Annotated in this window: 25 protein-coding genes; 16 read left to right on the top strand and 9 right to left on the bottom strand. The window is 69.7% G+C overall.

Annotated features, from left to right (window positions below):
• Positions 1–106 precede the first annotated feature (106 nt).
• A complete protein-coding gene (locus ACO0LV_RS05910) occupies positions 107–688 on the bottom strand; it encodes an N-acetyltransferase family protein (RefSeq protein ID WP_424786936.1) in 582 nt (193 codons plus the stop codon).
• On the bottom strand, positions 685–1,599 hold the full coding sequence (locus ACO0LV_RS05905; protein WP_424786935.1) for an HAD family hydrolase: 915 nt from the start codon (positions 1,597–1,599) through the stop codon (positions 685–687). Before ACO0LV_RS05905 ends, ACO0LV_RS05910 begins: the two co-directional genes overlap by 4 nt.
• A gap of 52 nt (positions 1,600–1,651) precedes the next feature.
• Between ACO0LV_RS05905 and ACO0LV_RS05900 the strand changes: the two genes are divergently transcribed.
• Positions 1,652–1,837: a hypothetical protein gene (locus ACO0LV_RS05900; protein WP_424786934.1), complete on the top strand. Its 186-nt coding sequence runs from the start codon at positions 1,652–1,654 to the stop codon at positions 1,835–1,837.
• 52 nt (positions 1,838–1,889) lie between these two features.
• Here ACO0LV_RS05900 and ACO0LV_RS05895 read toward each other — a convergent pair whose 3' ends face one another.
• Positions 1,890–2,282, bottom strand: a complete 393-nt coding sequence (locus ACO0LV_RS05895; RefSeq protein WP_424786933.1) for a PPOX class F420-dependent oxidoreductase — start codon at positions 2,280–2,282, stop codon at positions 1,890–1,892.
• Positions 2,279–2,680, bottom strand: a complete 402-nt coding sequence (locus tag ACO0LV_RS05890) for a hypothetical protein (RefSeq protein WP_424786932.1) — start codon at positions 2,678–2,680, stop codon at positions 2,279–2,281. Before ACO0LV_RS05890 ends, ACO0LV_RS05895 begins: the two co-directional genes overlap by 4 nt.
• 125 nt (positions 2,681–2,805) lie before the next feature.
• Here ACO0LV_RS05890 and ACO0LV_RS05885 point away from each other — a divergent pair, with 125 nt between their 5' ends.
• From ACO0LV_RS05885 to ACO0LV_RS05865, 5 genes are all read left to right on the top strand, one after another.
• Entirely contained in the window at positions 2,806–3,228 is a 423-nt protein-coding gene (locus tag ACO0LV_RS05885) for a winged helix-turn-helix transcriptional regulator (protein WP_424786931.1), read from the top strand.
• 45 nt (positions 3,229–3,273) lie between these two features.
• On the top strand, positions 3,274–5,967 hold the full coding sequence (locus ACO0LV_RS05880; RefSeq protein ID WP_424786930.1) for an LLM class flavin-dependent oxidoreductase: 2,694 nt from the start codon (positions 3,274–3,276) through the stop codon (positions 5,965–5,967).
• A complete protein-coding gene (locus ACO0LV_RS05875) occupies positions 5,960–6,853 on the top strand; it encodes an LLM class flavin-dependent oxidoreductase (protein WP_424786929.1) in 894 nt (297 codons plus the stop codon). Before ACO0LV_RS05880 ends, ACO0LV_RS05875 begins: the two co-directional genes overlap by 8 nt.
• Before the next feature lie 206 nt (positions 6,854–7,059).
• Positions 7,060–7,416, top strand: a complete 357-nt coding sequence (locus ACO0LV_RS05870) for a YciI family protein (protein WP_424786928.1) — start codon at positions 7,060–7,062, stop codon at positions 7,414–7,416.
• A gap of 3 nt (positions 7,417–7,419) precedes the next feature.
• Positions 7,420–8,679, top strand: coding sequence for an RNA polymerase sigma factor (locus tag ACO0LV_RS05865; protein WP_424786927.1), 1,260 nt, complete (start codon positions 7,420–7,422; stop codon positions 8,677–8,679).
• Positions 8,680–8,701: 22 nt separating this feature from the next.
• Here ACO0LV_RS05865 and ACO0LV_RS05860 read toward each other — a convergent pair whose 3' ends face one another.
• The gene (locus tag ACO0LV_RS05860; protein WP_424786926.1) at positions 8,702–10,093 is read right to left on the bottom strand and encodes a DUF222 domain-containing protein; all 1,392 of its coding nucleotides are present in this window, start codon (positions 10,091–10,093) and stop codon (positions 8,702–8,704) included.
• Between the two features lie 334 nt (positions 10,094–10,427).
• Between ACO0LV_RS05860 and ACO0LV_RS05855 the strand changes: the two genes are divergently transcribed.
• Positions 10,428–11,294, top strand: coding sequence for an LLM class flavin-dependent oxidoreductase (locus ACO0LV_RS05855; protein WP_424786925.1), 867 nt, complete (start codon positions 10,428–10,430; stop codon positions 11,292–11,294).
• Between the two features lie 123 nt (positions 11,295–11,417).
• Here ACO0LV_RS05855 and ACO0LV_RS05850 read toward each other — a convergent pair whose 3' ends face one another.
• A complete protein-coding gene (locus tag ACO0LV_RS05850) occupies positions 11,418–12,644 on the bottom strand; it encodes a PQQ-dependent sugar dehydrogenase (protein WP_424786924.1) in 1,227 nt (408 codons plus the stop codon).
• Positions 12,645–12,769: 125 nt separating this feature from the next.
• Between ACO0LV_RS05850 and ACO0LV_RS05845 the strand changes: the two genes are divergently transcribed.
• A complete protein-coding gene (locus ACO0LV_RS05845) occupies positions 12,770–13,903 on the top strand; it encodes a winged helix DNA-binding domain-containing protein (RefSeq protein ID WP_424786923.1) in 1,134 nt (377 codons plus the stop codon).
• A gap of 34 nt (positions 13,904–13,937) precedes the next feature.
• On the opposite strand, the gene ACO0LV_RS05840 is transcribed toward ACO0LV_RS05845, so the two are convergent.
• From ACO0LV_RS05840 to ACO0LV_RS05830, 3 genes are all read right to left on the bottom strand, one after another.
• Positions 13,938–14,390 carry an SRPBCC family protein gene (locus ACO0LV_RS05840; protein ID WP_424786922.1) on the bottom strand — a complete coding sequence of 151 codons (453 nt, stop codon included), beginning with the start codon at positions 14,388–14,390 and terminating at the stop codon, positions 13,938–13,940.
• A 79-nt stretch (positions 14,391–14,469) separates the two neighbouring features.
• On the bottom strand, positions 14,470–16,503 hold the full coding sequence (locus ACO0LV_RS05835) for a M13 family metallopeptidase (protein ID WP_424786921.1): 2,034 nt from the start codon (positions 16,501–16,503) through the stop codon (positions 14,470–14,472).
• Positions 16,504–16,544: 41 nt separating this feature from the next.
• Positions 16,545–17,039 carry a MarR family winged helix-turn-helix transcriptional regulator gene (locus ACO0LV_RS05830; RefSeq protein WP_424786920.1) on the bottom strand — a complete coding sequence of 165 codons (495 nt, stop codon included), beginning with the start codon at positions 17,037–17,039 and terminating at the stop codon, positions 16,545–16,547.
• Between the two features lie 215 nt (positions 17,040–17,254).
• On the opposite strand from ACO0LV_RS05830, the gene ACO0LV_RS05825 reads away from it, so the two are divergent.
• The 8 genes from ACO0LV_RS05825 to ACO0LV_RS05790 are packed head-to-tail and all read left to right on the top strand — an operon-like array spanning position 17,255 to position 25,428.
• The gene (locus ACO0LV_RS05825) at positions 17,255–19,438 is read left to right on the top strand and encodes an MMPL family transporter (RefSeq protein WP_424786919.1); all 2,184 of its coding nucleotides are present in this window, start codon (positions 17,255–17,257) and stop codon (positions 19,436–19,438) included.
• Positions 19,435–20,220: a tryptophan-rich sensory protein gene (locus ACO0LV_RS05820; protein WP_424786918.1), complete on the top strand. Its 786-nt coding sequence runs from the start codon at positions 19,435–19,437 to the stop codon at positions 20,218–20,220. Before ACO0LV_RS05825 ends, ACO0LV_RS05820 begins: the two co-directional genes overlap by 4 nt.
• The gene (locus ACO0LV_RS05815) at positions 20,217–21,419 is read left to right on the top strand and encodes a polyprenyl synthetase family protein (protein ID WP_424786917.1); all 1,203 of its coding nucleotides are present in this window, start codon (positions 20,217–20,219) and stop codon (positions 21,417–21,419) included. The genes ACO0LV_RS05820 and ACO0LV_RS05815 overlap by 4 nt, the downstream gene beginning before the upstream one ends.
• Positions 21,419–22,288: a phytoene/squalene synthase family protein gene (locus tag ACO0LV_RS05810; RefSeq protein ID WP_424786916.1), complete on the top strand. Its 870-nt coding sequence runs from the start codon at positions 21,419–21,421 to the stop codon at positions 22,286–22,288. Before ACO0LV_RS05815 ends, ACO0LV_RS05810 begins: the two co-directional genes overlap by 1 nt.
• The gene (gene crtI, locus ACO0LV_RS05805; RefSeq protein ID WP_424786915.1) at positions 22,285–23,889 is read left to right on the top strand and encodes a phytoene desaturase family protein; all 1,605 of its coding nucleotides are present in this window, start codon (positions 22,285–22,287) and stop codon (positions 23,887–23,889) included. Before ACO0LV_RS05810 ends, crtI begins: the two co-directional genes overlap by 4 nt.
• Positions 23,886–24,212, top strand: a complete 327-nt coding sequence (locus tag ACO0LV_RS05800; RefSeq protein WP_424786914.1) for a lycopene cyclase domain-containing protein — start codon at positions 23,886–23,888, stop codon at positions 24,210–24,212. The genes crtI and ACO0LV_RS05800 overlap by 4 nt, the downstream gene beginning before the upstream one ends.
• Positions 24,209–24,550, top strand: a complete 342-nt coding sequence (locus ACO0LV_RS05795; RefSeq protein WP_424786913.1) for a lycopene cyclase domain-containing protein — start codon at positions 24,209–24,211, stop codon at positions 24,548–24,550. Before ACO0LV_RS05800 ends, ACO0LV_RS05795 begins: the two co-directional genes overlap by 4 nt.
• Positions 24,547–25,428, top strand: a complete 882-nt coding sequence (locus ACO0LV_RS05790) for a prenyltransferase (RefSeq protein ID WP_424786912.1) — start codon at positions 24,547–24,549, stop codon at positions 25,426–25,428. Before ACO0LV_RS05795 ends, ACO0LV_RS05790 begins: the two co-directional genes overlap by 4 nt.
• Positions 25,429–25,444 lie beyond the last annotated feature (16 nt).

Below are 25,444 nucleotides of genomic sequence, written 5' to 3'. Positions count from 1 at the left end.
CGGCCCCGCCGGCCCACCGCACCGCCCGGCCCCCAACCACGCCGCCCGGTCTGCACCGCGCCGCCCGGCCCGCACCGGGGACGAGCCCTACGGGCCAAGACGAGCCCTACGGCCCAGGACGAGTCTGGTGAGGCTCGCCCTCGGCCGCCGTGCTCGCCGCCGGCCCGCTGGCGTGCAGTGGCAGCTTCATTCCGAGGTGTGAGGCGACGAAACCGAGGCGCTCGTAGAACCGCACAGCATCGGTGCGGCTGCGGTCGGAGGTGAGTTGCATCAACGTCGCGCCCCGGTCGGCGGCGTAGGTGGCCATCCACCGGAAGAGGGCCTCACCGAGTCCCGCACCGCGGTATCCCGCAGCCACCCGTACCGCCTCCACCTGGGCGCGGAGCGCACCACCACGGGAGAGCCCCGGAATGAACGTCAACTGGGCGGTCGCGGCCATCTCGCCTCCCGCCCGGGCGACCAGCAGGACCTGGTTCGGGTCGGTGTCGATCGCCTCGAACGCCTCGGCATAGCGGGGGTCGGTGGCGGCGTGCTCGCGGCCCTGGCCGAGCACATCGTCGGCCAGCAGCGCCACGATCGCCGGCACGTCCGAAGTAGCCGCGCGAGTGAGGATGACCTCCTGGTCGCCGATGTTGAGGGAGCCCAGGCGGGGCTGCGGTTGTTCGGGCGAGATCTGGTCACTGGTCATCGAAGGCGTGCTCCTGGTCGTTGTCCGACGCCGGGCTGGTCGGTTTGCGTGGTGCGGCCGGGGTGGTCGGTTTGCGTGGTGCGGGCGGGGTGCGTCGTGGGGGCCCGCGTGAGCGCCTCGATCACGTCGGCCACGCCGTCGTCGATGTTGGTGCCGGTGACCTGATCGGCCACGGCCAGGGTTTCCGGTGCGGCGTCGGCCATCGCCACCCCGTGACCGGCCCACGCGAGCATCTCGGCGTCATTGGGGGCATCGCCGAAGGCGAGGACCTCATCCGGCGCGACACCCAGGTGGGTGCACAGCCGGGCCAAGCCCCAGGCCTTCGTGACGCCCTCGGCGAGCACCTCCACGAACGGTGCGCCGGAGTGGGTGACTTCGAAACCGGACAGACCCAGGCCGCGGATGGTGGCGACCAGTTCGTCATTGTCGGTGTCCGGATGGCGCACGATGAACTTCAGGCTGGGCTGGTCCAGCACCTGGTCCACCGTGTGCGCGACCATCGAGTCCGGGTCGCGCTTGTGGTCGTTGAAATCAGCCAGATCCGCGTACCCCTCCTGGGCGACGAACGTCTCACCGCCCTCACGCACACTGACGAACACCGCCTCGGGCAGCCGCTGCAGGAGCGCTTCGGCGAGTTTCCGCTGGGCGGGGACGGAGAGTTGGGCTTCGAACAGGTGTTCCCCGGTACCCAGATGCACCCCGAGCGCCCCGTTCCCGCACAACGCCCACCCGTCGAACCCTGCCTGCTCGGCGATCAGGCGAAGGCCGACGGGCTGGCGAGCCGTCACCGGGACCACCTCGATCCCGGCGGCCCGGGCAGCATCCAGAGCAGTGCGGGTGCGGGCAGTGACCTGCTGCTGGGGATCGAGCAGGGTGCCGTCCAAATCGGTGGCGATCAGGCGGATGGTCACCCGGACACCTTATCCAGGCGCCCGGGCTGCAGAGCGAGAGTGGTGGACCGGGATGGGCACGGTCGATCCGGATGGTCCGGACCGCTGCGTACTCCACGTGGGGGCTCCGTCGGGGCGGGACCTGGCGTGGATGATCACGATCATCGACGTCGACTTCGAGTTTCTCGAGGCCCCCGCCGAACTGGTCACCGCGCTCGCAGGGTTGGCGCAGCGATGTGCCCGGGCGCTGGCGCGGTGAGGGCCGACCCGGTCACGCAACGGGTGCCGCAACGGGTTGAGGGCCCGGTGGGTCAGAACGAGGCGGACCAGGCGACCTCGGGGTCGATCAGGAACACGATCCTGTTACTGCGCTCCGGATAATCCTCCCCGGTGTACTTGCGGGCAATCCGGTCGATGATCGGCCACGCCCGCTCGTCGTCGATCCGCTCCACCACCCGGCCCCGGATGCTGGCCATCTGAAACGGGTTCTCCTGCGGGGTCAGCGACAACGCCACGCGGGGATCGCGCCGGATGTTGCGATCCTTGATCGAGTCGGGGATGGTCAGGACCGCGAGCCGCTCGTCCTCCAGGCCCACCCACAGCGGGACGCTGGTGGGCCGGCCATCGGGCATCACCGTGGCGAAATGAGCGAGGTTCGGCGCCTCCAGGAGTGCGCGAACCTGCTGCGGCAGGGTGTGCTTCACGAATCGGCTCCCGGGGCCAGTTCGGCGAGGACGTCGAGACGACCGCCGTAGCGGAGTTCGGGCCAGTCCCGGAGCAGATCGGCGGCGGCGTCGAAGGAGTCCACCTGCAGCACCGAGATCCCGAACAGATCGCCGTCATACTCGTCGCCGCCGTGCTGGGGGCCGCCTTCATGGTCGGGGGTGCCTTCGCGGTGGGGACCGTCTTCATGGACGGGGCTGCCTTCGTGGTCGGGGGTGCCGTCGTCCCGGCTGAAGGTGCGGCCGCCGCCGAGCACGATCGTCTGCTCGTGTTCGGGGCGGGCCCGGAGACGCCCCACCCACTCCCACAGCGCGCGCTCGTTGGCCTCGGCCTCCTGCTCGGGGACCTGTCCTGCTCGGTACTGGACGACGACTCGCATGGCACCTCCGATTCGTGGGCTGCATTACTTGTGCATTGCAAGTGGGGCTGAAAGTAGTAGCATCACTTGCATAACGCAAGTGAATCGCCGGCGAGGTGTGACGCGGGTGCTGTGGAGGTGTCGCAATGGCTGAGAAACGATCCGGTTGCCCGATCAATATGACCGTGGAATTGCTCGGGGATCGGTGGAGCCTGCTGGTGATCCGCGACGTGATGTTCACCGACCGGCACACATTCGCCGAGTTGCACGCCGGGTCCCAGGAGGGCATCGCCACCAACATCCTCAGCGACCGGCTCAAGCGCCTCGTGGCCGCGGGGGTCTTGCGGCGGACGTCGGTGCCCGGCAGCCGGAACAGGGTGCGGTACGACCTGACCGAGCGCGGCGTCGATCTGGTCCCGGTCCTCACCGCGATCGGGAGGTGGGGGGCGCGGCACCTGGATGTCGACGACGCTCTGTGCCAGGTGGTGCAGGACCTGCACGCCGGTGGGCCCGATGCCCAGGAGCGCGTGCAGCAGCACCTGCGTGAACGCGACCTGACACCCGCCTGACGCGCGCCCAACTGCGCCAAGGATCAACTGCGAGGAGATCGACCATTGCCCAACTACGGCCACGCGGTGCAGTTCGGCGTACTCATCGACGCCGGGTCCACTGCGCAGGAAGCAGCCGACCTGGCCGTGCACGCGGAACAGGCCGGCCTGGACCTGGCGGCCTTCGCCGCAGGCGAGATGAGTGGCGGCGCGGCGGGCGCGGGTAGCGACGACGTGGCCGCGGCGAGTCGGCTGGACGACGACGGAGCCTCGGCCGGGGCAGCACCCGGCGAGACGCCCTCGGCGAGAACGATGGACGACGACGGAGCCTCGGCAGCAGCAGGCCCGGACCCATGGACGCTGGCCACGTGGGCAGCCGCGCGTACCGAGCGCATCGCCTTGGCCGTCACCGGCTTATCGCCCGGGTACCGGCCGCCGTCAGTGCTGGCCCGCGCGGCAGGCAGCCTGAGCCTGCTCTCCGGCGACCGCGCCGCCATGGCGCTCGCAGGTGCTGTGGCGTCTGCCGGAACTTCCGCCGATGCGGCGCCGGTCCAGGTCGTGCCCACCGACGCAGAACCCGCAGGTGTCACGCCCACCGAGGCTGCGACCACGGAGGCGGGCGACACCCCGCTGACCGAGGCGATCGGGGTGCTGCGCGCCATGGCCGACACCAGCACCGATGCCGCCACTTACCTCGGCCGTCACCACACCGTCACCGGCGCCCAGCCCAGCCCCTCCCTGGACCGGGAGGTCCCGGTGTGGTTGACCGGCTCGGATGAGCGCGCGGCACGACTGGCCGGTGCACTCGCCGATGGCTTGGTGCTGGACCTGGAGGCAGCCGGCGGACCAGCCGCTCTGGCGCGCCTGAACGCCATCATCGACGAGGCCGCCGCCAGCCATGACCGGGATCCTCGCGAGATCCGGCGGCTGGTGGTACTGCCCGCCGTGACTGACCAGCCCGCGTTCGTCGACCAGTCCGCGTCTGTCGGCCGGTCTGCGCTCGTCGATGAGTCCGTTCCTGCGGACCGCAGTGACCAGGCCGAACCAGTAGTTCCGGTTCGCCGGACCGTCCACCGCACCAGGATGAGCACCGAGGACCTGGTGCGCCTCGTCGTCGACGAAGGCGTGAGCGGGCTGCTGGTTCGGGCGGGCGGTGCGTCGTCCTCCGCTGACCTCGAGCACTTCTCCACCCACACCGCATCGGCGGTCCGCGCAACCGTCGCCGAGGCCCTGCCGGGCCTGGGCTCCCAGCGGATCCGGCGCGCAGGCGTGCGCGCCAAGCGACACCCGGGCATCGACTACGAGGGCGTGCCAGAGTCACTGGTGCACACCGCCGTCGAACCGGGCGATGCCGCCTACGGCCGGCTGAAGTCGAACTACCTGCGCGGCGGCAGCCCGGGCCTGATTCTGCGCCCGGAGACCATCGAGCAGGTGAGCGACGCCGTGGCCTACGCCCGGCGCAACCCGCACCTGGAACTGGGTATCCGCAGCGGCGGGCACGGCATCTCGGGGCGGTCCACGAACAACGGCGGCCTGGTGCTCGACGTGGGACGGATGAACGCGGTCGAGGTGGTCGATGAGGCCAGCAGGCTGGTGCGCCTGGGACCTGGCGCCCGGTGGCGGGATGTGGCCAGCGCGCTGCAACCCTATGGCTGGTCGATCGGTTCGGGTGACTACGGCGGCGTGGGCGTGGGCGGGCTGGTCACCGCCGGCGGCCTGGGTTTCCTCTCCCGCCACCACGGCCTGACGATCGACAACCTACGCGCGGCGGATCTGATCGTGGCCGACGGCACCCGGCTCCGGGCGAGCGAGGAGGAGAACCCCGAGGTGTTCTGGGCCGTGCGCGGCGCCGGGGCCAACCTCGGCATCGTCACCTCGGTGGAGATCACCGCCTCGCCGGTCGATCAGGTCGGCTGGGCCCAACTGGGCTTTGCCGCGGGTGACGTGGCGCAGTTCCTGCAGGCTTTCGCCGACGCGGCCACCAGCGCCCCACGGCAGACCACCGCGTTCCTCCTCATGGGCCCGCCCCGGGGCGGCAGCGCCACCGCGCAGGTGATGGCGATGGTCGACTCCGACGATCCCGATGTGGTGATCGAACATCTGCAACCCTTCGCCCAGATTCCCACCATGATCCAGCAGCAGGTCGTCATCGCCCCCTATGCCGCGGTGATGAACATGTTCCCCGAGGCGCCCCACCAGGGCCGCGGCGACCCGGTGTCCAGGTCCGGGCTGCTGAACCAGGTCACTCCTGATTTCACCAAGGCTGCTGCGCGGTTGCTGGACTCCGGCACGATCGGCTGGTTCCAGTTGCGCACCATGGGTGGTGCGATCGGGGACATGCCCGCCGAGGCCACGGCGTTCGTACACCGGGACGCCGTGATGCATCTGACCGTGATGGGCAGCAACGCCCAACGGGTGGATAGGCACTGGGAGGACCTGCGCGAGCACCTGTCGGGGTTGTACCTCAGTTTCGAAACCGACCGGAGTTCGCAGCGACTGGTGGACGCGTTCGGGGAGCAGGGGCTGGCCAGGCTGCGTAGGTTGAAGGCGGAACTGGATCCCCACCAAGTGTTCCGCGACAACTTCGCGGTCCCACCCGCTGACGCGGTTCCACCCGCTGAGGCGACCCCATCCGCTGAGGCGACCCCATCCGCTGACGCGGTCCCATCTGCTGACGCGGTCCCATCCGCTCACGCGACCCCATCCGCTCGCGCGACCCCCACCAATCACGCCCATCGAGCAGGAGGCGCTCATGACTGACTACGGCCACGACCTACTCTTCGGCACCTTCGTCACTCCCACGAACTCACCGCCCCAGCATCCGGTGGAGCAGGCGATCGTGGCCGACCGCGCGGGATTGGACCTGGTGAGTTTCCAGGACCACCCCTACCAGGGTCGATTCCACGACACCTCCACCCTGCTCGCCTACGCGGCGGCCAAGACCGAACGGGTGCACCTGACGGCGAACGTGACGAACCTGCCGCTGCGTCCGCCGGCGGTCCTGGCCCGGGCGATCGCGACCCTGGACCAACTCTCCGGTGGCCGGATCGAACTGGGTCTGGGTGCCGGCGGGTTCTGGGACGCGATCGAGGCCATGGGCGGCCCACGACGAAGCCCGGGGGAGTCCATCGAGGCCCTGGAGGAGGCCATCGAGATCATCCGTGGCATCTGGAACACCTCCGAACGCGGGCGGTTCGTGGTCGAGGGCAAGCACTACCAGGTCGATGGCGCCAAGCGTGGCCCGGCCCCCGCTCATGACGTGGGCATCTGGATCGGGGCGTACGGCCCACGGATCCTGCGGATGACCGGCCGGGTGGCCGACGGGTGGATCCCCTCGTGGCAGTACCTCAAGAACGGCACCGACGACCTGGTCCGGATGAACAAGAACATCGACGACGGCGCCGCGGCAGCCGGGCGCGAACCGGCAGCGGTCCGGAGGTTCTTGAACATCGGGGGCAGGTTCGCCGCCCAGTCGGGCGGATTCCTGCAGGGTCGGCCGGATCAGTGGGCCAAGGAGCTGGCCGAGATGACCCTGAGCCACGGCATCACCGGGTACTTCCTGGCTTCAGATGATTCGGCCACCACCGAGACGTTCGCTCACGAGGTGGCCCCGGCGGTGCGGGAATTGGTGGCTGCGGAGCGCTGACCGCCCGCCTCCGCCGGATCCCACGCGGCTCGCACGCGACCTCGCGTGCGCCCCGGTCCCGGTGCACGTGCTACAGCCCGGCGACAGGGGCGTCGGAGCGGCCCCGCGGGGGCGGCCGCGAATCTTTGCCGGACTGTCGATTTCTGCTGTCCTCGCGCGACATGATGGTGACGGCACCATCGCCGTCACCATCGAAAGGAGCAATGATGAAGTACCTCGTGATGCTGATCGGCGACGGTGACGTGCCCGCGTGGGACACCTTGAGCCCGGAGGAGCAGGGCGCGTTGATGGGCAGGTTCGGCGAGTTCGACGAGGCGTGTGGCGCCCGCGAGGGCGTGGAGATCCTCGCCGGGGAGGCCCTCTCCGACGGCCAAGCCGACGCCACCGTGATGCGCACCCGAGCCGGCGCCGTCACGCTCACCGAGGGCCCCTATGCCGAGGCCCTGGAGGGCTTGGGCGGGTTCTTCCTGATCGAGGCACCGGACCTGGATGTCCTGGTGGAACTGCTCGGCCACCTCCCGCCGTATGACATCCAGATCTCACCGGTCGTGGACCCGTACTGACCCGTGCCGCAGCGCGTCCTCGACGAACTCTGGCACAGCCATTGGGGCCTGCTGCTGGGTCACCTGATGGCGCGATTCAATCGCGCCGACCTCGTCGAGGACGCGCTCGCAGAGGCCTTCGCCCAGGCCGCCGCCCAGTGGCCCGCAGCCGGTGTGCCGCACAACCCGCCCGGGTGGCTCCGTACCGCCGCCCATCGCCGGGTGCTCGATGCGCTGCGGCATGAGCGCACCATCCGGAGCAAAGCCCACCTGATAGCCGACGACGACGTGCAGCCCGGCCCGGAGGATGCGGCCGCTCCGGGCGGGGCCACGTCGTCGGCCCCGGTCGCTTCGGCCGTCGATGAGCGCCTGCCGCTGCTGTTCATGGCTACCCACCCAGCCCTGGCCGAGGAGGTCCGCCCGGCGCTCGCGCTCCGGTTCGTCCTTGGTGTGCCGACTGCCGACATCGCACGGTTGTTCCTGGTCCCGGCAGCCACGATGGCGGCACGGCTGACCCGGGCGAAGAAGCGCCTGGCCGGTAGCGGGATCCCGTTCTCGATCCCCGACCGAAACGCCTGGCCGGACCGGCTTGATGACGTGGCCCGGGCGATCTACCTGGCGTTCACCGCCGGATATGCGCCCGGAGGAGGCCACGACGTTGTCCGTGCGCAGCAGGCAGGGGAGGCGGTACGGCTCGCCGATCTGGCTACTGCCCTGGTGCCCGGCCGTCCAGTGCTGGAAGCCCTGGTCGCGCTCCTGCGGTTGCAGCACGCCCGCCGCGATGCGCGGGTCAGTCCGGAGGGTGTCCTGGTGCGCTTGGCTGATCAGGACCGGTCCCGGTGGCACGGTGCCGAGATCGCGGCGGGCTTGGACCATCTCACCTCACTGTCGCCGACTGAGGGTCTCGCGGAGGAGTTGCGCCTGCAGGCCCTGATCGCGGCCTTCCACGCGACGGCCACCCGCGCTGCTGACACCGACTGGGCGGGAATCGTGCGCGCCTACACCCGACTGGAGGCACTCACCGGATCACCGATCGTGCGGCTCAACCGTGCTGTCGCCGTGGGCGAGGCATCGGGGGCGATGGCCGGCCTGGCTATTCTGCGTGCCGCCGCCGACGAACTGCCCGGGCATCATCGTGTGGCGCTCGTACGCGCCGAGTTGCTGCACCGCGGTGGACAGGCCGAGGCCGCTCGTCAGGCATACCTTGAGGCGATCGAGGCCTGTCCCGACGGCGCCGAGCGAGACCACATCCGGGCCCGGCTAGCCCTGGTGAGCAGAGCATGACGTGCCACTACGCATGGTGCGCCTAGTGGCGCATGATGAATGCGTACTCGCCGGCGGGAGTTCGGGTGTGGTGGTAGTTGTCGTCGTGTGCCATTCGGTGGTGGCGGTGGCACAGGGGGACGGCATTGTCGAGGTTGGTGGGTCCGTGCTCGGACCAGGGGATGGCGTGGTGGAGTTCGCACCAGGCGTAGGGCCGTTGGCATCCGTACGCGGCACACGCGGTGTGCTGGGTGGCTAGGGCGGTGCGTTGGCTTTCGGTGAAGAGTCGGTTGCCGCGCCCGAGGTCCAGTGGCTGGGATTGACCGCCCAGCACGAGGGGCACCAGGCCGGAGTTGCAGGCCAGTTGCCGCGCGTGGGCGGCGGAGATCTTCTCTCCGGTGTCCAGTCCGGCTGCAGCGATGCGTCCGCGGAGCACCTGCTCGTCGAGGGTGACGACGATCGTGGCGGCGGTCTTCGGGCTGAGGTGGTCGGTGGGTAGGTGTTCGATCAGTTCTGCCAGGGCCAGGCCGTGGGCGTTGGCCCAGTCGGTGCGCCGGCCCTGGGCCACCCGGCCCGGATCGGGAAGCCCGGACAGATCCTCTACGACGCTGCCGGCCTCGCCGCTGCTCTGGGAACCACTCGCGTCTGCGCCTTTACTCCCCCCAAAGTGGCCGGCAGCACCGCCAGCACCGCCAGCACCGCCAGCACCGCCGGTACCGTTGGTGTCGTTGCGGCTCGTGCGGCGTGGTGCGGTCATCGTGTGGATGATCTTGCGCAACAGGTGGCCGTGGAAGACCGGCAGGGTGAAGTGGCCAGTGACGGTGCCGTCGTGGTTGTCCCGGATGGTCAACCGGGTGTGAGCGCGGGCCTGTTGCTCTTCATCGGCGATCTGGCCCTCTTCGTGGGCATCGATGCTCTCCCGGTCCTTCTTCAGCGCTTCCAACTGTCGCCGGGCTCGCTGGCGCAACACCGAAGGCGGCATGTGCTTGGCTTTGTCGACCAGGTCTTCTTCGACCCGGGCCCGTTCGGTGGTGGTCAGCCCGTCGGGGAGTCTTTCGCCTGCTCCCACGATGATCTCGGCGTGATCGGGGGAGATGTCCCCGTCGTCGAGTGCTCGTTGGGTGGGGCCGCGGTCGCTGAGACGGGTGGCGAGTTTGGTCTGGCGGCTGGTGTCCCGACCGTCGTCGTTGGTGTGCTTGGCCGCCCAGGAGGCGGTATCGGCATGACCGGACTTGCGCGCGGTGTTGGCCTTCTCCGCCGCGTTGAGCACTTTGAGTTTGTAGGCCCGCACCCGCGACTCGATCCGCTTCAGGTCCACCAGCAACTGGCTCTGCCCGTCCGGGCTGAGCCCGCCCGGATCCAGCCGCGACAACCCATCCAGCGCGGCGTGCACCTCCTGGGTCGGGGAGATGCTCGGGAGCGGGTGTACGGCCATGAATCCACACTACCTAGAACGGACGTTCGAGTCAACGGTTTGCCCCAATTCGTGTCACATTGCACAGCCTGTCTCCGTTAGATGTCGGAGCATGACGATGGGAGACTGCAGGCGTGATGGTGGGCCTGTAAGCGGGTGCGTTGAGCGACGGCAGGTCGTGCCGGTGGGGGCCCGCAGGCGGCCCGCGACGTGAACGTCTGCAGGGCGTGGCAGTGAGCGCCCGCTACCCGGCGCGCCCGTGGGAGACTCGAATCATGCCCAATTCGACGAATCCTCCGCCCTCCGGCGCCGAGATCGACCAGCGCGCACCGGCGCGCCCGCAGGGGGGTGTGCGATGACTCGGGTCGGCGCGATATTCAACCCCCACCACAATCCACCCGAGGCGCTGCGAGGGGCGGTCGAGGCCGCCGAAGCCGCCGGCGTTCCCGAGCTCTGGCTCTGGGAGGACTGCTTCCGTGAGTCGGCCTACGCCTCGGTCGCCGCCGCCCTGGCGTGGACCGAGCGCCTGCGGATCGGCCTGGGGATCGCACCGATCCCGCTGCGCAACGTGGCGGTGACCGCGATGGAGATCGCGACGATCGAGCGGACCTTTCCCGGCCGGTTCTACCCCGGCCTGGGCCACGGCGTGCTCCCGTGGATGAAACAGGCCGGCGCGCAGGCCGCCTCCCCACTGACGCTCATGCGCGAGTACCTCACGGTGCTGCGGTCGTTGCTGGCCGGGGAGGAGGTGACCGTGGCCGGCCGCTACGTCACCCTCGACAAGGTGCGGCTCGAGTGGCCGTTGGAGGCCGCACCACCCGTCTACGCCGCAGGCGTGGGACCCAAGACGTTGGCACTGACCGGGGAGGTCGCCGACGGTGCGGTCCTCGTCTCCGGACTCTCCGTCGCCGAGGTGGGTGAGCGGGCCCGCCTGATTGCCGACGGGCGCACCGCCGCCGGACGTGACGGCGATGCGGTGGTGGTGGCCTACGTCGACACCGCCTTCGGCGACGGCGCCCGGGAGCGGGTTGCCGCCGCGCTGGGCGAGGCCGGCACCGACGACAACCGGGGCGTGTGGGGCGAGCCCGACGACGTGGCGGCCGCGGTGCGACGCTTCGCCGAAGCCGGTGCCGACGCGGTCATCCTCTCGCCCGTGGACGGTGAGCCCGACCTGCACGCGTTCCTCCGTGCCACCGGCGAGGTGGCCCGCCTCATCGACTGAGCGGGCCCAGTCGACTGAGTGGGCCTAGTCAACTGAGCGGGCCCAGTCAACTGAGCGGGGCCAGTCGACTCACCGAGGCCACAGCCGGAGAACGGGCGGTGCGCTCGTGCCTGCTGAGCGGCTCTAGTCCGGGCGCAACTCCATCAGCGCGCCACCGTCGGTGGCGAGCCAGATCGCGCCATCGGGAGCCTCGGCCAGGGCGCGGATCCGATCACCCATCTCCCACTCATCCACCTGCTCGGCGTTCTCGCCGTCCAACTCCACACGCCCCAGGTTCTCCCCCGAGAGGCCACCCAGCAGCGCGCTGTCGGCCCATCCGGTGAACAGGTCGCCGGCATAGATCATCAGGTTCCCGGGCGAGATCGCCGGCACCCAGTAGGCCTTCGGTGCCTCGAAGCCATCGCCCTCGGCGTGATCGGGGATCGCGGTTCCGTCGTAGTGCTCACCCATCGACACCTCCGGCCAGCCATAGTTGGCGCCCTCGACGATCAGGTTCAGTTCATCGCCGCCGGCCGGCCCCATCTCCGAGGACCAGAGGTTGCCCTGAGAGTCCAGGTCGATGCCCAGCGGGTTGCGGTGCCCGGTGGTCCAGAACTGCGCCGCGACGCCGCCGTCGTCGGCGAAGGGGTTGCCGGGGGCAGGATCACCCTCCAGCGTCAGGCGCACGATGGTGCCGAGGTTGGTGCCCATGTCCTGGGCCGGTTGCAGCTCCTGCCGGTCCCCGGAGGTGATGTAGAGGGAGTCGTCGAGGACCACCATCCGGAGCGCGAAGTGGCCGTTGCCGGACGCCGGGTCCTGTTCCCAGATCACCTCGAGATCCTCCAGGGCGGCGCGGTCAGCGTCGAGGTGTGCCCGTCCGACCACCCCCTGGCTACCGCCGTCGGCGGCGCGCACCCAGCTGAGGTAGATGATCTGGTCCCGCTCGAAGTCCGGGCCGGCGATGACGTCGTGCATACCGCCCTGCCCCGCGGGGACGACCTCGGGCACGCCGCTGACCGGCCTGACCTCACCGGACTCCTGATCTCGTATCTGCACGGCGCCGGTGCGCTCGGTGACGAGCAGCAGGTCGGTGCCCGGCAGGAACTCCAGCGCCCACGGGTTCTCGAACTGATCGTGCTCCACGGCCTCGAACTCCGCCACCGCTGCTTCGTCGTCGTCGCGGGCATCCTCCGCCCCCGGTGACTCCTCGCCGTCGGCCGGCTCCTCGCCGTCGGCCGGGTCCTCGTCGGCTTGCTCCTCAGTGGTCTGCGGCTCCGCAGTGGTGGCCGGATCCTCAGGCGTGTCCGGATCGTCCGCAGCGCACCCGGCGAGCAGCAGTGCCGCTCCCGTGACCATGAGTGCGCAGCGCATACTTCTCGACGCTAACAGTGCCTGTTCGCACCGCAACAGAAGCCACGAGGTTCGGGCGATCGCAGTCGCGCGGGTCGCCACCGTTACTCAGCCCGGGTGTGGGTGGTCGGCGCTACCGTACCCGTATGGACCACGCGCGCCCGGACAAGCACCTGACCGCCCGGGCGCTGAACCGGGCGACCCTGGCCCGCCAGCTGCTGCTGCGCCGGGCACCCCTGGACGTGGCCGAGGGAGTCCGCGCCATCACCGCGATCCAGTCCCAATCGGCCCCCTCGCCCTACCTCGCCCTGTGGAACCGGTTGGCTGACTTCGACCCCGCGGATCTCGACACCGCCTTCACCTCGCACCGCATCGTCAAGGCCACGCTGATGCGCATCACGCTGCACGCGGTGCACGCCGAGGACTACCCGTTGCTGCACCGCGCGATGCAACCGACCTTGCGCGGGGCGCGGCTGGGCGATGCGCGGTTCACCGGCGAGGGGCTCACCCCGCAGATGGCCGACGACGTCGTCCCTCACCTGGGCGCGTTGCTCGCCGAGCCGCGCACCGGGGAGCAGGTGACCGCCGACCTCGCCCACCCGCAACTGTGGTGGGCGCTACGCCATTACGCCCCGATCGTGCACGCCCCTACCGGAGGGCCGTGGTCGTTCGGCGCCAGGCCGGCCTACGTGGCCAGCCCCCATCCGTCGTCATCGGCCGATCCGGATGAGGCCGCCCAGCATCTGGTGCGCCGCTACCTGCAGTCCTTCGGTCCGGCGCGGGTGCATGACGTAGCGCAGTACGCGCTGATCCAGGTGACACGGGCGCGGCGGGTGGTCGAGACGATGAGGGATGAACTCATCGGGCGCCAGGGCCCGGACGGGGTGGAGTTGCTGGACGTGGAGGGCGCGCCACTGCCCGAGGAGGACACGCCCGCCCCGCCACGACTGCTGCCGATGTGGGACTCGGTGCTACTGGCCTACTCCGACCGCTCACGCATCATCCCGCCCGAGTACCGCGGGCATGTGATCCGCCGCAACGGCGACACGCTGCCGGCTGTGCTGGTGGACGGACAGGTGGCGGGGGTGTGGCGCGCGGTGGACGGCGCCGTGGAGGTCACGACGTTCCGCCCCCTGTCCGAGGCCGACTGGGCCGGCATCGAACAGGAGGCGGTTGCGCTCGCGGACTTCGTCGCTGACCGCGATCCGGTGGTCTACGGCCGCTACCGGAACTGGTGGGCGAAACTGCCCGCGGAGCAGGTGCGGGTCTTCGGCGAGTGAACCCCCGGGCGGGCTGCTCGCTCGCCGCGCCCGGTCAGTCCACGTCGCCGCGCCAGCTACCGGTGGCGGTGCCGCGCTTCTCGATGAACTCCTTGAACCGCTTCGCGTCGGCCTTGACCTGACGGTCGTCGGCCCCGACAGCAGCGCCAGCCTTCTCCTTGGCGTCCTGCGGCTTCCACTCGAGCTGGATCATCACCCGGGTGGTGGTCTCGCTCAACTTGTGGAACGTGACGACACCGGCGTGGTAGGGCTCGCTGTCCACCGTGCGCCAGGCGATCCGCTCGTCCGGGTGCTGCTCGGTGATCTCGGTGTCGAACTCCCGCGTGGTCCCACCAACGGTGACGACCCAGTGGTTCTTGGTGTCGGTGACCTGGGTGATCGAGTCGACCCCATCCATGAAGTGGGGGAAGTCCTCGAACTGGGTCCACTGGTTGTACGCGACAGAGACCGGTACGTCGACCTCGATGGACTCTTCGATGGTGCTCATCTCGTCCTCCTAGTTGTGTGCGGTGCTTCCTTTCATAACAACGCGGGAGGGGCACCGCCACTTGGCGGACCGCTGGTGGTCACCAGATCCGCACCCGCTCCTCGGGTGGCAGGTAGAGCGCGTCCCCGGGTTGGACGTCGAAGGCCCGGGCGAAGGTGTCCAGGTTGCGTACCACGCCGTTGCAGCGGAACTCGTTGGGGGAGTGCGGGTCGATCGACAGCAGCCGGATGACTTCGGCATCGCGGGCCTTCTGCTGCCAGATCCGGCCCCAGGAGTAGAACACGCGCTGCAGACCGGTCAGCCCGTCGATCACCGGTGCATCGTCGAGACCGGAGCGGTCCGCCTTGCGCAGCGCGATCTCGTAGGCCTTGATCGCGATCGACAATCCGCCCAGGTCACCTATGTTCTCCCCGACCGTCAGAGCCCCGTTCACGTGGTGAGTGCCGTCCAGTTGCGCCGGGGAGAACTCGTCGTACTGGGAGATGAGTGCCCGGGTGCGCTTGTCGAACTCGGTGCGGTCCTGCTCCGTCCACCAGTTCCGCAGCCGGCCGGTGCCGTCGTACTTGCTGCCCTGGTCGTCGAAACCGTGCCCGATCTCATGGCCGATCACCGCGCCGATGCCGCCGTAGTTCCAGGCGATGTCGGCCTCGGGATCGAAGAACGGTGGCTGCAGGATCGCGGCCGGGAAGACGATCTCGTTCCTGGTCGGGTGGTAGTAGGCGTTGACCATCTGCGGCGGCATGAACCACTCGTCGCGGTCGACCGGCTTGCCGAGCTTCGCCGTGTTGCGATCGGTTTCGAAGCGCTGCGCGCGCCGCACGTTGCCGAGCAGGTCGGTCGGGTCGATCTCCAGCCGGGCGTAGTCGCGCCAGGAGTCCGGGTAGCCGATCTTCGGGGTGAAGCCGTCCAGCTTCTCCAGGGCCCGCGCCTTGGTCTCCTCGCTCATCCAGTCCAACTCGGCGATGGACTGTCGGTAGGCCTCGATCAGGTTCGCCACCAGCTCCTGCATCGCAGCCTTGTGCGCGGGCGGGAAGTGACGCTCGACGTACACCTTGCCCACGGCCTCACCCATCGCGCCCTCGACCAGCGCCACGCCCCGCTTCCAGCGTTCGCGGAGCTCCTCGGCGCCGGTGAGGGTACGACCGTAGAAGTCGAAGTTCTCCTCCACGAAGGCGGCAGGCAGGTAGGGAGCCCGGCTGGAGACGACGTGCCACAGCAGCCACAGGCGCAGGGAAGTGACGTCGGTCTCCTCCCACACCGTGCCCAGGTGGGTGAGGTAGGACGGCATCCCGACGATGGTCTCGGCAAGGGCATCCTCGGGAAAGCCCAGGGCGGTTCGCCACGTCTCCCACGGGAAGCCGGGGGAGGACTCGACGATCTGGTTCCAGGTGCGCGGGTTGTTCAGCAGGTGAGCCTCCCGCGTCTTGACCCGGTCCCAGTGCCCGGCGGCCAGCCGGGTCTCCACGTCCATCACGCGCTGCGCGGCACCGGCGGCCTCCTCGGCGGTGACCAGCCCGGACAACTCCAGCATGGTGGCCACGTGGGCCACGTAGGCGCTGCGCACCGGTGCGTGGGTTTCCTCGCGGTAGTAGGACTCATCGGGCAGTCCCAGGCCGGCCTGCGACAGCATGACGATGTAGCGGTCCGGGTTGTTGAGGTCGGTGTCGATGCCCAGCCGGATCGCCCCGGTGATGCCGGTGGCCTTGAGTGCACCCATCGCTCGCGCCAGTGCCTCGGAATCGGTGGCGGCGGTGAACAGTTCCAGGTCTGCCCGCAGCGGGGCGGTTCCGAGCGCCTCGATCCGTTCGGTGCTCATGAACGAGGAGTACAGCCCGCCGAACTGGGCGGCCTCACCGGAGGCGGTGTCCTCGGCGGTGTCCTCGCCGGCCTGCGTGTCGGCTGCCGCGGTGATGATCTCGCGCACGCGCGCCTCGGACAGGTCGCGCAGCACCATGAAGGCGCCGTCGCGGGCGCGGTCGGCGGGGATCTCGTGCTCGCGGACATAGGTGCCGTTGATGAAGCCGTACAGGTCGTCCTGCGGTCTCACCGAGGTATCCATCGCGCGCTCGAACGGCGTGGTGGTGGCGGTGGTGTCGAACTGGTTCGTCGTCATGCCTGGACGATACGTGGAGTTGAGGGTTCGGTGACGCCGGATCAGACCCGGTCACGCTGCTCGGGCAGGGGCAGATCGGTCAGCATCTTCATCAGCAGTTCACGCAGTTGCGCGATTTCGGCCGGGTCCAGGCTCTTCCCGATCAGGCTCTCCACCGCCTGAGTGTCCTGCAGGGCTTCCAGCGCCTCCCGGCCCTTCTGCGTCAAGGTCACCAAGCGCCGGCGCCGATCCATCCGGTGTGGTTCCCGGGTGAGATAGCCGTGGCGCTCCAACCCCGGCAGCACGCGGCCCAGCGTTTGTTCGGTGACGTGCATCTGGGCGGCGATCTCACGCTGGGAGAGCGCTCCGCGCATCAGCACGGCCAGCACCGGGACCGAGGCGTGCGTGAGGTGCCAGTGCGCGAGGTACTCATCCCACCGGCGCTCGACCCTGCGGGCCGCAGCGGACAGCAACCGCCCGGTGGGCCACGACTCGGGGGAGGGGTAGGCCGTGGTGTGCTCCGAGGCGCCTGTCGGTGCCGACTCCTGACCGCTCACGTTCCGATCACCTCTGTGCCGCTCACTCGCCTCATGTCTCGATCCTGGCTGGTCCCGGCCCGCCGGCGTCCTGGCGGGCTGGTGATGTGGGCGACGTCACGAAAGGGACTTGTCGCCATGACTTGCACGGTACCTGTCCAGGAACGATATTACTAAGCATGCTTAGTAATCGAACGGGGAGTGCCCGGCATCGGGGCAAAAGTACCCGCTCAGCGGTGCTGCGCGCACTCACTCTCGTCGTCGTCCTCGGCGCCTGGCTCGCCATCGGCGCCTTTGGCGGCATAGCCCAGGGCAACCTGTCCCAGGTCCAGGAGAACGACCAGGCCTCCTTCCTGCCGGAGTCCGCGGAGTCCACCCGCGCCGGCGAACTCGCTACCGAGTTCATCGACAACGAGACCCTCCCGGCGCTGCTTGTAGCGATCCCGGACGACGGCGGCGAGATCACCGAGAAGCAGATGGCCGCCGCCCAGGAACTGGCGGAGGCGATCCCGGAGCGGGAACTGCCCGGCGGGGCGGCCCTGGGTGACTACGTGGATGGACAGGTCGTCGTGGTGCCGGCCGAGGACGGCGAGGCGCTGCTGTTGCCGGTCCCGATCGCCGAGGACGAGGCCGACGAACTGTTCTCCGACTCCGGGGACCGGGTCAGTGAGGTCGTGGTGCAGGAATTGCGCACCATGGCAGCCGAGACCCTGCCGGACGAAGGCCTGCAGGCCTGGGTGACCGGCCCAGCGGGTTTCGTGGTCGACCTTGTGGGTGCCTTCGCCGGGATCGACGGCGTGTTGCTGGTGGTGGCCCTCTTGGTGGTGTTCATCATCCTGGTGCTGGTCTACCGCTCCCCGATCCTTCCCTTCGCCGTGCTGATCACCTCGGTGTTCGCGCTGGCCGGGTCGGCGCTGGTGGTCAAGCCACTGGCCGAGTCCGGCCTGCTGGTGCTGAACGGGCAGAGTCAGGGCATTCTGGCGATCCTGGTGATCGGGGCGGCCACCGACTACGCACTGCTGGTGGTGGCCCGGTACCGGGAGGAACTGACCCGCAATGCCGAGCCGGCAGCGGCGATGCGCATCGCGTGGAAGGCTTCGGTACCCCCGATCGTGGCAAGCGCCGGCACCGTGATCGCCGGGTTGTTGTGTCTGCTGCTGTCCGACCTGAGTTCCAACGCCAGCCTCGGCCCGGTGGGCGCGATCGGGATCGCCGCGGCCATGCTCGGCGCGCTGACCCTGCTGCCGGCCATCCTGCTGATCGGTGGGCGTCGCTCCCGTGGCATCTTCTGGCCGAAGACCCCCGCGTTCGCCCCCGACGCCCTGGCCGCCGTGGACAGTGGTGCAGGGCTGTGGGGCCGGGTGGCGGCACTGGTGTCCCGACGCCCGCGCGTGATCTGGGCCGGCACCGCGGTGGTGCTGCTCGGTCTCGCCGCGTTCCTGCCCACGTTGCAGGCCGAGGGAACCGGGGAGGCGGACGTGTTCCTCGAGGACGTCGAGTCCGTCACCGGCGAGCAGGTGCTGGCCGAGCACTTCGACGCCGGTCAGGTCGATCCCGTTCTCGTCCTCGTCGATCAGGACAACGCCGAGGACGTGCTGGAGCAGGTGCGCTCGGTGGATGGCATCGGTGAAGCCGACGTCCTCACCGACGACGACGGCGACGCGGTGGTGGTGGACGGCCTGGTCCGGATCGAGGCGTCCACGACCGCTACCGCGGAGAGCCAGGAAGCCACCAAGGTGGCGGGCCAGGTGCGCACCGAGGTGCAGCAGGTCGACGAAAGCGCACTGGTGGGAGGGGCGGCCGCGGAACGGCTGGACACCCAGGAGACCGCGTCGCAGGACATCCGCACCATCGTGCCGTTGGTACTGGCTGTGATCTTCGTGATGCTGGTGATGCTGCTGCGTTCGATCGTGGCACCGCTGCTGATCCTGGCCGCGAACGTGCTCTCCTTTGCCGCCACGATGGGTCTCGCCGCGATCTTCTTCAACCACGTCTTCGACTTCCCCGGAGCGGATGCGTCGGTGCCCCTGTACGGGTTCATCTTCCTGGTCGCCCTGAGCATCGACTACTCGATCTTCCTGATGACCCGGGTGCGGGAGGAGTCCCTGACCCACGGCACCAGGGCCGGGGTCCGCCGCGGGCTGACGATGACCGGCGGGGTGATCACCTCCGCCGGCGTGGTGCTCGCGGCCACCTTCAGCGCCCTGGTGGTGATCCCGTTGTTGTTCCTGGTCCAGTTGGCCTTCATCGTCGCGGTGGGTGTCCTGATCGATACGTTCATCGTGCGCAGCCTGTTGGTTTCAGGCATTGTGTATGACGTCGGTCGCGCCACCTGGTGGCCGTGGGGATCCCGGATTCCCCGCGATGAGGCACGGGAGCGCTCGGAGAGGAAGCCGGCCCTGCAGGGGAGTAGCGGATGAGTCGTACCGCCCACGGATCTTCGGCCCATCTGGTGCGCCGGATCGGCGTCACCGTCAGTTACGTGATCTGCCTGGTGGGGTCGATGATCGGGGTCGGAGTCTTCGGTGGCACACCGATCTCCGAGGCTGCCGGCGGGCTGCTGTCCACCGACGCCACCCATCTGGCACCGGCCTCACCGGCCTTCTCGGTGTGGACGTTGATCTACATCGCACTGGGCGCCTACACGCTGTGGCAGTGGTGGGACCGTAGCGATCCGCGTGGGATCGGCTGGTGGGTTGCGCTCTCGTTGCTGCTGAACGCGGCCTGGATCCTGTCCGTCCAGGCAGACCTGATCTGGGTCAGCGTTGCGGTGATCGCGGTCCTGTTGGTGGTGCTGGCCCGGACCTACGCCAAACTGCTCAGCGCCCGCCCGAGGAGCACGGTGGAGGCCGTGGTGGCCGACGGAACCGTGGGTCTCTACCTGGGCTGGGTGAGCGTGGCCACCTGCGCCAACATCGCGGCTGCGCTCGCCGGTGCCGGATTCACCGGGGGCGGCTACCCCGAGGTGTGGGCGGTGGCGGTCCTGGTGGTGGTGGCCGCCATCGGGGTGGTTCTCGCCGTGGTCGGCCGGGACCGGCTCGCCGGGGCGGCGACGTTGACCTGGGGACTGGCCTGGATCGCTGTTGCTCGCACGGACGAGCCGTACTCCATGGGCGTGGCGGTGGTAGCCGGTGTGGCCGCCGCCGTGGTGGCCCTGAGCACTCTCGGCCTGAGGCTGCGGGCGGAACGGGCACCGACATGACCGCCTCGGTGCCGGCCACCGACGTGGACGCCCAGACCGGAGCCGGGTCCGGCCCTGCGGGTGAGCCCGGCGCCGGTCTCCGTCCGGCCGGCGCCGGCGCGCCGAACGAATGCGCCGATGACCAAAGCACCGGCACTGATGCCCACACCGCCCGCACCGCGGACGACGGCGATGTCGCCGCGGCCGCGGCGGCCGCGGGATCGGCGACCAAGATCGCTCTGGCACGGTTCTTCGATGCCGGGGCGCGACACGCCGCCGGGCCGGATCACCAGCAGTTGTGGTCCGCGCTGGCCGACGTGGCCTCCGGTGGGAAGGGGTTGCGACCAGCCCTGTTCCACAGTGTCTATCTGGCCCTGGGCGGCGACGATGAACGCGCCGCCGCCGAGGTCGGCGCTGCCCTGGAGTTGCTGCATACCGCCCTGGTGATCCACGACGACGTCATCGACGGGGACACCGTGCGGCGCGGTCGGCCGAACGTGACGGGGATCTTCGCCGACGACTCCAGGGCGCGTGGGTATGACCATGACCGGGCTACCCATTACGGCGAGACCGCCGCCATCCTCGCCGGCGATCTCGCACTCACCGGGGCGGTCCGGGTGCTGGCGCTCTGCGGTGCATCCCAGCCGACCGTGGCGCGGATGCTGGACCTGCTCGACCGCGCCCTGCACCTGAGTGCTGCCGGTGAACTGACCGACGTGCGGTTGAGTATGGACGCCGATGCCGAGATCGCCGACGCGGTCGACATGGAGTATCAGAAGACGGCGGTGTACTCCTTCGAACTGCCCCTGCAGTTGGCATCCGTCCTCGCCGGGGTCGAAGGGTATGAGCCGCCCTTGGTGGAGTTCGGGCGTCTGCTCGGGGTGACGTACCAGTTGCACGATGACCTCGATGGCATGTTCGGGGACGAGGCCACCATCGGCAAGAGCGTCCTGACGGATCTGCGCGGGGGCAAGTGCACTCCCCTGATCGCCCATGCCCGGACCACCACCTTCTGGCCGAGGATCCGGCCCTACCTGGGGTCAGGGTCCCCCGACGCCGCCGCCCAGGTGCGCGCCCTGCTGGAGCAGTCCGGGTCGCGGGCCTACGTGGAGGAGCTGGCGCAGAACCTGGCGGCCGAAGCCCGTGCGCGAGTGGCCGATCTGCCGATCGCCCCGTTGCTGCAGGGCTGGGTGCGCCTGATCACCGAACGAGCCGCGTAATGGCTCGGACCCGTCCGCGCGCCGCCGCTACCGGCACCTACGACGTGGTGGCCAGTCGCAGCGCTGCGGTGCTGATCCAGTCCTATTCCACCTCGTTCGGGTGGGCCTGCCGGATGCTGCCTCAGCCTGACCGTGAGCATGTGCGCAACATCTACGCCCTGGTGCGGCTCGCCGACGAGATCGTCGATGACCCCGACCCCGACTGGCCCGGTCCCGATCGCCGCGTACTCCTGGACGCACTGGAGGCCGAGACCCGGCGGGCGTGCGGCGGTCCCCGGAGCGCGAACCTGGTCGTGCATGCGTTCGCCCGCACGGCACGGCGGTACGGCATCGGGCCCGAACTGATCACCCCGTTCTTCGCCTCCATGCGCACTGATCTGACCACCAGCGAGCACGATGAGACCAGTTTCGCCGAGTATGTGCACGGATCGGCCGAGGTGGTGGGGTTGATGTGCCTGCGGGTGTTCACCGCCGGGGATGAGGAAGCCTACGCGCGGCTGTCCCCCGGGGCCATCCGCCTCGGCGCGGCATTCCAGAAGGTGAACTTCCTGCGGGACCTGGCCCAGGACCACAGCGACCTGGGCCGCACCTACTTCCCCGGACTGGACCCGGCCGCCTTCGACGACAGCCACCGGGATGAGTTGCTCGACGAGATCGATGCCGACCTGCGCGCGGCCGATGCGGCCCTGCGTCAGTTGCCTGCCGGCAGCAGGCGTGCGGTCCGGGCCGCCCACTCCCTGTTCGCCGAGTTGTCCGGGCGTCTGCGCAGCACCCCGGCCGCGCGGTTGCGCTGCGTCCGGGTGCGCGTCCCCGATCCGGTCAAGGCGCGCCTCGTAGCCCGCGCGGTGCTCAGTGGAGGGCGGCGATGACCGATGCGCTGCCGGCCCCCACCCCACCCACGCCGGATGCGCGGGGCCGCAGCGCCGTCGTCGTCGGTGGTGGTATCGCAGGCCTGGCCACCGCGGCCCTGCTGGCGCGGGACGGGTTCCGGGTGGACCTGCTGGAACAACTGGATCAGGTGGGTGGCCGGGCAGGCAGTTGGCAGGCCGACGGGTTCCGGTTCGACACCGGACCGTCCTGGCTCCTGATGCCGGAGGTGTTCGAGCGCTTCTTCTCCCGGATGGGCACCTCGATGGGTTCGCGGCTGGATGTGGTGCCCCTGGACCCGGCCTACCGGGTGTTCTTCGAGGGGCATGAGCAGCAGGTCGACATCGTCGCCGACGTGGACCGGAATGTGGCGATCTTCGAGGCGATCGAGGCCGGTGCGGGCACCCGGTTGCGCGACTATCTGCGCTCGGCTCAACACACCTACCAGATGGCGTTGGCGCACTTCCTCTACACCAGCTTCACGTCCCGGACCGACCTGCTCAGGGGTGCGGTGCTGAAGCAGGCACACCGGCTCGCGCCGCTGCTGCTGCGGTCCCTGCAGAGCCACATCGCCAGCAGGTTCCAGGACCGGCGGCTGCGCCAGATCCTGGGTTACCCGGCGGTGTTCCTGGGTTCCTCCCCGGACCGGACGCCGAGCATGTACCACCTGATGAGCGCCCTGGACCTGACCGGAGGGGTGCGGTATCCCCAGGGTGGGTTCACCGAACTCATCCGGGTGATCGAGGACCTGGCGCACGAGCAGGGCGCCCGGGTGCACACCGGAGCCACCGTCACCGCCATCAGCACCGAGGCACTGCCCGGTCGCCGGCGCCGCGCACGTGCGACCGGGGTGACCTACCGGGACCGCGAGGGCCGCACCCGGCACCATCGTGCGGACGTGGTGGTGGCCGCCACCGACCTGCACCACGTCGAGCACGCACTGCTCCCGGCGCACCTGCGCGACCACTCGCAGCGGTGGTGGCGTCGTCATGATCCCGGGCCCGGTGGCGTGCTGGTCTACCTCGGGGTGCGCGGCCGGCTGCCGCAACTGACCCACCACACGCTGCTGTTCACCGCGGACTGGGCGCGGAACTTCCGCGACATCCGTACCGGCCGGGTGCCCAGCCCGGCGTCGGCCTACGTGTGCACCCCCTCCCGTACCGACCCCTCGGTGGCACCGCCCGATGGCGAGAACATCTTCATCCTGGTCCCCGTGCCGGCCGACCCGGGCATCGGCCGCGGCGGCCTGGACGGGCAGGGCGACCCGCCGGTGGAGCGGATCGCCGACGAGGCCATCGCCATGCTCGCCGACCACACTGGCATCGCGGACCTGGCCGCGCGCATCGTGGTGCGGCGCACCGCGGGGCCGGGGGACTTCGCCGAGGATCTGAACGCGTGGCGAGGGAGCATGCTCGGTCCGGCCCATACCCTGGGCCAGAGCGCGTTCTTCCGGGCCTCGAACGCCTCGACCCGGGTGCGCGGGCTCTACCTGGCGGGCGCGGGTACCGTTCCCGGGATCGGGCTGCCGATGTGTCTGATCAGCGCCGAGACCGTGGCCGAGCGGATCGCCGGCGAGATGCCGGCTCGCGGGATGGCGCGATGATCGCACTGGCCTATCTCGCCGCCCTGCTCGGGGTGATCGGCTGCATGGCGCTCCTGGACCACCGCTTCCGGCTGGTGTTCTGGGCCGACGCTCGCCGCGGACTGCTCACCCTGGGCATCGGCGCTGGTGTCTTCTTGATCTGGGATGTGGTGGCCATTGCCGCTGGGTTCTACCACAAGGGTGACAGCCCGGCGATGACCGGCATCCTGCTGGCCCCCGAACTGCCCCTGGAGGAACTCTTCTTCATCGTGTTCCTGTGCTACCTCACGCTCGTGGTGCACGCCTTGATCACCCTGGTGCTCCGGCGGCAGGAGCAGCCGTGACCTATCCCGTTCTGGCGATCGCGGTCATGCTGTTCTCCGCGCTCACGGCACTCGTGGCCGGGCGCCGTCGTGGTGGTCGGTGGTGGGCGGCGACGGCGCTGACCGCGGTGGTCCTGATCGCGTTGACCATCGTGTTCGACTCGCTGATGATCTATGCGGACCTGTTCCGCTACGACGAGGCCCACCTGATCGGTGTCTATGTGCTGCTCGCGCCGGTGGAGGACCTGGCGTGGCCGGTCGTCGCCGCACTGCTGCTGCCGGCGGTGTGGTCCCTGCTCGGACCTCGCCGCCGGACCGCACGACCGTCGAACGCGGCGCAGCAGGAGGAGGAGTCGTGACCGTGGCCGGCAGACCCGGCGCCCTGGCCCAGCTCCTCGGTTCCTCCCGCCCGTTGAGTTGGATCAATACCGCCTACCCCTTCGGAGCCGCGTACCTGCTGGCCGGCGGCGGGGTCGATGTGGCGTTCGTGGTGGGCGCGTTGTACTTCCTGATCCCGTACAACCTGGCCATGTACGGCATCAACGACGTGTTCGACTACGAGTCGGACCTGCGCAACCCCCGCAAGGGCGGCGTCGAGGGGGTGGTGCTGGACCGCCGGTGGCACCGCCTGACCATCGGTGCCGCACTGGTGACGAACGTGCCGTTCCTGATCGCGCTGCTGCTGATGGGCACCCTCGCCTCCGCCGCGGTGCTGGCGGTGAGCGTGTTCGCGGTGGTGGCCTACTCGGCGCCACCGATGCGCTCCAAGGAACGCCCGGTGCTGGACTCGATGACCTCCAGCACCCACTTCGTGTCCCCGGCGGTCTTCGGCCTGGTGCTCGCCGGGGGTGACCCGACCAGGACCGCGCTGATAGCGCTGGCGGCGTTCTTCGTCTGGGGCGTGGCCTCCCAGGCCTTCGGGGCGGTGCAGGACGTCACCGCCGACCGGCAGGCGGGGATCGCCTCGATCGCCACCTGGCTGGGTGCCGCGCGCACGGTACGGCTGGCCATGGCGTTGTACGCCGTCAGCGGGTTGTTGCTGCTGGGCGCCGGCTGGCCGGCGATGCTGGCCGGTCTGCTCGCGCTGCCCTACCTGGCGAGCATCGCGCCGTTCCGGTCGCTGCCCGACGAACAGTGCGAGACCGCCAATGCCGGCTGGCGACGATTCCTGGGCCTGAACCTGGTGACCGGGTTCCTGCTCACCCAGTTGCTGATCTGGATCGGGTGGGGTGGCTGAGGTGCCCATCGGACGA

The organism is Pseudactinotalea sp. Z1739 (assembly GCF_049725055.1).
Taxonomy (GTDB): Bacteria; Actinomycetota; Actinomycetes; order Actinomycetales; family Beutenbergiaceae; genus CALKWS01.
This window is presented reverse-complemented; position numbering and strand designations above follow the sequence as displayed.

What these genes read in the sequence shown, in the direction of transcription:
- ACO0LV_RS05910 (WP_424786936.1), bottom strand. Translation starts at nt 688, where the DNA reads ATGACCAGTGACCAGATCTCGCCCGAACAACCGCAGCCCCGCCTGGGC.
- ACO0LV_RS05900 (WP_424786934.1), top strand. Translation starts at nt 1,652, where the DNA reads ATGGGCACGGTCGATCCGGATGGTCCGGACCGCTGCGTACTCCACGTG.
- ACO0LV_RS05890 (WP_424786932.1), bottom strand. Translation starts at nt 2,680, where the DNA reads ATGCGAGTCGTCGTCCAGTACCGAGCAGGACAGGTCCCCGAGCAGGAG.
- ACO0LV_RS05885 (WP_424786931.1), top strand. Translation starts at nt 2,806, where the DNA reads ATGGCTGAGAAACGATCCGGTTGCCCGATCAATATGACCGTGGAATTG.
- ACO0LV_RS05875 (WP_424786929.1), top strand. Translation starts at nt 5,960, where the DNA reads ATGACTGACTACGGCCACGACCTACTCTTCGGCACCTTCGTCACTCCC.
- ACO0LV_RS05870 (WP_424786928.1), top strand. Translation starts at nt 7,060, where the DNA reads ATGAAGTACCTCGTGATGCTGATCGGCGACGGTGACGTGCCCGCGTGG.
- ACO0LV_RS05860 (WP_424786926.1), bottom strand. Translation starts at nt 10,093, where the DNA reads ATGGCCGTACACCCGCTCCCGAGCATCTCCCCGACCCAGGAGGTGCAC.
- ACO0LV_RS05855 (WP_424786925.1), top strand. Translation starts at nt 10,428, where the DNA reads ATGACTCGGGTCGGCGCGATATTCAACCCCCACCACAATCCACCCGAG.
- ACO0LV_RS05850 (WP_424786924.1), bottom strand. Translation starts at nt 12,644, where the DNA reads ATGCGCTGCGCACTCATGGTCACGGGAGCGGCACTGCTGCTCGCCGGG.
- ACO0LV_RS05845 (WP_424786923.1), top strand. Translation starts at nt 12,770, where the DNA reads ATGGACCACGCGCGCCCGGACAAGCACCTGACCGCCCGGGCGCTGAAC.
- ACO0LV_RS05840 (WP_424786922.1), bottom strand. Translation starts at nt 14,390, where the DNA reads ATGAGCACCATCGAAGAGTCCATCGAGGTCGACGTACCGGTCTCTGTC.
- ACO0LV_RS05835 (WP_424786921.1), bottom strand. Translation starts at nt 16,503, where the DNA reads ATGACGACGAACCAGTTCGACACCACCGCCACCACCACGCCGTTCGAG.
- ACO0LV_RS05820 (WP_424786918.1), top strand. Translation starts at nt 19,435, where the DNA reads ATGAGTCGTACCGCCCACGGATCTTCGGCCCATCTGGTGCGCCGGATC.
- ACO0LV_RS05815 (WP_424786917.1), top strand. Translation starts at nt 20,217, where the DNA reads ATGACCGCCTCGGTGCCGGCCACCGACGTGGACGCCCAGACCGGAGCC.
- ACO0LV_RS05810 (WP_424786916.1), top strand. Translation starts at nt 21,419, where the DNA reads ATGGCTCGGACCCGTCCGCGCGCCGCCGCTACCGGCACCTACGACGTG.
- crtI (WP_424786915.1), top strand. Translation starts at nt 22,285, where the DNA reads ATGACCGATGCGCTGCCGGCCCCCACCCCACCCACGCCGGATGCGCGG.
- ACO0LV_RS05800 (WP_424786914.1), top strand. Translation starts at nt 23,886, where the DNA reads ATGATCGCACTGGCCTATCTCGCCGCCCTGCTCGGGGTGATCGGCTGC.